At 55.1% G+C, this 4,390-nt stretch carries 3 protein-coding genes; all 3 read left to right on the top strand.

Annotated features, from left to right (window positions below; all coding sequences use genetic code 11):
• Positions 1-1,246, top strand: a 1,246-nt coding sequence (locus EOA32_RS33765) for a hypothetical protein (RefSeq protein ID WP_210214874.1), incomplete at its 5' end; no start/stop codon positions are given.
• 488 nt (positions 1,247-1,734) lie between these two features.
• Positions 1,735-2,406, top strand: a complete 672-nt coding sequence (locus EOA32_RS33760; protein WP_128374033.1) for a hypothetical protein — start codon at positions 1,735-1,737, stop codon at positions 2,404-2,406.
• Positions 2,407-2,672: 266 nt separating this feature from the next.
• Positions 2,673-4,058 (top strand): hypothetical protein, encoded by a 1,386-nt coding sequence (locus EOA32_RS33755; protein ID WP_128374032.1) that lies wholly within the window; start codon positions 2,673-2,675, stop codon positions 4,056-4,058.
• The last annotated feature ends 332 nt before the right edge of the window (positions 4,059-4,390 follow it).

Raw genomic sequence — 4,390 nt, 5'->3', positions numbered from 1 at the left:
GGCTTGCACTGCGACAATGGAGAAAACGACGTTGATGAGTCCGCCCCTTTTACCCGGAAATCGGAACATTACCGAAGAGGAGGTTCGCCGCATTCTCAATCTTCTGCCGGGGTCGCGCCGCGCCTCCAATGGCGTGATCGTCGATAATGGGGATGGGACCTCCTACCACATAACCGGCTTCATCACATCGGACCCCGAGATGGCGGATGTGGAGAATCTTCATCTTGCCTATGCAACAAAGCATGAGATCATCCGGCTGCGCGAGCTTCGAACAGCGCACGATTATCTGCTGCGTGTTCGACTTGAGGCAATCGCGGCCTCACCGCGCGCGGTTCGGACTTTCCGGAAGCGGCGGGCACAGTTCGAAGAGCGCGGGCGGCGCTGGACGCTCACGGACTATTACAATGCGCAGAACATTGACGCGAAGCGCTACGTTTCCCGCCTGAGCCGCCCGCTTCAGCGGATCGTGAAGTCCATTCCGTACGGCTTGGCACCCATCAATGAAGTGAACGCCGTCGCGCGCAGAACCATGCTCGGCGACGTTGTGATGGTCGCGGAGAACCTGCGCTACTTCTTTTATTTCATGAACATCGCAATGTACGGTCCTTATTCCGAGATACGGACCGACGACTGCATCGACGCTGCGATAATCGCGCTGCGCATTATGCGCGGCAGCGAGTCGTTCGATTTCGATCTCGACCCCCGGGCCACTTTACCGGCCCAGATTGAGCGCGAAATCCAATCTAAAACGGGCCGACAGATGGAATTCACCTTTGGCCACGAGTTCGCGCACCTGCTGGAGGGCCACCTAGTCGATCGCCTCGGCAGTGACGATTTGCGGGTCTATTCGCACGAGTGCGAGTTCGCCGCGGATTGCCGCGCGGTGCTGGCGGCCGGCTCCGATCATGAGACCAAGAGGACACTCGCTCGTGGAGCATTCGACGTGCTGCTCTACCTCCACTTCCTTGAGGTAAGTGCCCGGGCCGGCCTGCTGAGGAGCTATTCAGATGGTGTGACACATCCTCTGCCGCTCGAACGTATCGGTCGACTGAAAGCCGCGCTCAACAAACGGTACCTCCCACCTCCCGGCGAGATTGAAGCGAGCGAAGATGCCATTGATACGATGGTCGAGTCCGTGACCAAGCGTGTCGATGTCTCGGGCAGACCTGACCTGCTGAGCTTCTATGGATCGCTGTATCTGCCCACATTCACGGACCGGATGAAAACGGACAGGATAGAATTTTAGCTCATTAAAGGGGAGCGCCGCCTTCGGGCGCGTATCCGGGAACACCACCACGCAGCCAAGAGCGGCTACGCGGGAAAGGTGGGCACGTTCTTGGGAATTCACACAACGAGAAGAGTTTCATAGTCCTGCATGTCAAGTTTTACCTCGGCAAGCTGACGATAAAATCCCAAATTCGCTTATCCAGAAAATCCTCAGCAGCTCCTTCATGAGAGCTTAGATTAAGCATTTCTATAAGATCCAGATTTGATAACAGTATTAGGAGCTTTCCTGATTCCCTCATCGTCCCTCGCGCTGCTCTCGAAACCACCACCATATGACTCGCCAGAGCGAATTTCGAAACGGTCTCTAAGCTAAGGGCCGGAACAGAAAAGCAGCCGGTTGGGTTGTTTTTTACGATTGGAGTTCAAAGAAGCTTGGACCTAGGATAGGTAAGGTGTCTGGGCATTTGGGGCGGATAGACTATGCTTTTCTTAATAGCAGTAGTGATCATGGGCGTTTTCGCCATGATTGGATACAATATGGCGGCGGCCAGAAACAAAGACCCCATGACCTGGGCCATCCTCTGCGGTCTGACCGGATTGATAGGCGTCCTCATTCTAGCCGCAACAGGTGAGGCGAAGGCCGAGGCCCCCCAAGAGCCGTTCAGGCTGCGGGATGATCGTGATTTGAGGGCTGCCAAGCCGGTCGATACCCCAGCTCCTACCTATGACAAAGCAAAATGGGAGGTGCTCAAGGAGGTCGATAATGACATCAGCCGGTCATCGGCTATGGCGCTCCAGCTCGGTGCAAAATATGAGCAGCAGTTGGCTGAAAAGTACCTGACGCTTGGGGACAAGACCTACCTGCCTGCGCTTTTGACGAAGCTGAAAGAGCAGTACGATGCTGAACAAGGCGCCGCCGCAGCTGTAACAACCTCATCGGCCGCAGCCGAGTATGAGAAGTTTATGGCGAAGGTCTCCGCTAACAACGGCGTTGACCCCGACAACGGCCTGAGGGTCGTCAAGACTGTAGAGTACAATGGTCCTGCTCCGAGCTACCATGGGGGTATTAAGGTCGTTTATGAGAACGGCCGTACCGTATTGCGAAATAAATCCATGACACGCCCATTCGACACCGAAGCCAAGGCCGACGAGTGGGGATCGGACCTAGCAAAGTCATAGTGCATGTCGAAAATGGCGCGCTCAGGACCAGTACCAGCACTACCACATCTCCGCGCACTCTTGAGTGGCACAGATGACCGAAGAATCATGTGCATGTTTTGGGCACTCGATGCCATTCAGTCCGGCAGGGTGAGCAAGGAAAGCCGTTCTTAAGGCACCCGCCAGCAGCGGCGCCAGCGGAACCATTCACACGATATACTGTTCAAAGATGGGATACGGAAACCCTTATCCAGCTTGCGCTAACAACGCCCAAAAACGATAGGTCAATGTCTGATCGGCCATCGCTCGACACGAAGGACTTTAATTCCATAGTCGACCTGGTCAACACACTCCGGAACGTCGAAGGAGAGGAGAGCAAGGTCCGCGTTGATGCGACCAACATTCTGATCGAAATGCACCGAATATCTCATCGACAGTTCGCTTGGCAGAATGGGTGGGTAAACAGGGCTGACATATACCGATACCTTTATGTGTATGGGCAGGGGGATTCGGCTTCGTATTTCGAGCAGACATACGGTCTTAGCGTTGCTCACTTCTTCGGAGCCTGCTTCACTATCTATTTGGGCCTCCTAGAGGGGCCTTGGAGCCCCCAGATTGAGCATGTCAACCAGCTTGGAATAAGCAGTGATGAAGTGAAGCAGACTTATAACATGATCTCTGATGAGATTTGGGGCATCAGAAGGGGGGCGCAAAAGCTGCTTCGCCATTTTGAGGATCGTATGAAGGTAGCGTTGCCGGTCATATACCAGCCTAGCTACATTCGTGTTAAACCCGTGTTTCGCTCAGCGGCGATGAACAACTTTGTTATATCGCCATTGCCGTCCTTAATCATGCTGCGCGCCACCTTGGGTTTGTACTACGACTTATCCCCTGGTGGCACCGCCATCATGAACGACGCAACGAACCGCTTCGAAGACTACTCGCGGAAGGTCATCAAGGAATATTGTCCCGACTTCGAGGTGCTGCCCGCTGAGAAATACAAACATGAGGGTAATAACCTCGACACACCTGACGTTTTGATTCGGCAGGGCGAGCAGGTTGTGATGGTCTGTGAGTGCAAGGCCACGAAGCTCACATTCGAGGCGCAGTATTCCGACGATCCCATCGAAGATGCGAAGACCGGCTATTCGCAGATAGCTAAAGCGGTCTACCAGCTATGGAAATTCTTCTCCCACGTAAGGCGTGGGATTTTGAAGATGGATGTTGCCGCCACAGCTCCTGCGGTGGTTTTGACGCTGGATTCGTGGGGGCAGATGGCGGGCACCTTGAGGCAGCAATTGATTGCCGAGGCGGAAGCGCTGGCCGCAGCGAAAGACGCCGAAATCACGGTCGAAGATAGGCGTCGACCCGTCTTCACGCCAATTCAAGATCTTGAGTACGTTCTTTCGGGGCCGTCTGAGCAGGAGGTCCTGGAGACCTTTTATGCGGCCATAGAGGACAAGTATCTTGGATGGGGACTGCTCCAAATTAGGCGAGAAAATCACCCGGAACGGATGCCGCTTAAGACGACGACGTTCTCATTGGGCGAACTGTGCCATGGTGGCAGGATCTCGCCGATGAGGCGCCGGCGGCGGACTGAACGTCAGCCAGGTCCCCAGCCAGCTCGGGCGGACAATCTCGCCCGAGCTTGGCTTCGTAGGATCAACGCGTAGCAAGCAGGGTAAGCAAGCCGAATAGCGATGTGACGAAGATGTTTTCGGCCAAGCTCGCAATTCAGCCCATTCTCGCAGGTTGTATATGCTCAGGCGCAAACGGCTCGAAGCCCATAATCAAGCTGGTGCAGAGCAGTGAGACTTCGAAGGTAGCGATGAGGGTATCGGCGGTAATCAATGCAAGGCTCCCGTGCTGGGTGAGGGAGCTCTCGGCGCACGCGCAGAGAGTCCCCACCGGTGAAGGTGAAAGCTCTCGACGGGGGCGCATCCTGCATGCGTACGATCGAGGAGATGTAACGTGTTTTGATTGAGCGCGACACGCTGCAGGACAC

Source organism: Mesorhizobium sp. M1A.F.Ca.ET.072.01.1.1, assembly GCF_004023325.1.
Taxonomy (GTDB): domain Bacteria; phylum Pseudomonadota; class Alphaproteobacteria; order Rhizobiales; family Rhizobiaceae; genus Mesorhizobium.
Note: the sequence above shows the minus strand (reverse complement) of the source record. Positions and strands in the feature narration are given on the sequence as shown.

Bases quoted from the DNA above. Each gene is read 5' to 3' on its own strand.
- EOA32_RS33760 (WP_128374033.1), top strand. From the start codon at position 1,735: ATGGGCGTTTTCGCCATGATTGGATACAATATGGCGGCGGCCAGAAAC.
- EOA32_RS33755 (WP_128374032.1), top strand. From the start codon at position 2,673: ATGTCTGATCGGCCATCGCTCGACACGAAGGACTTTAATTCCATAGTC.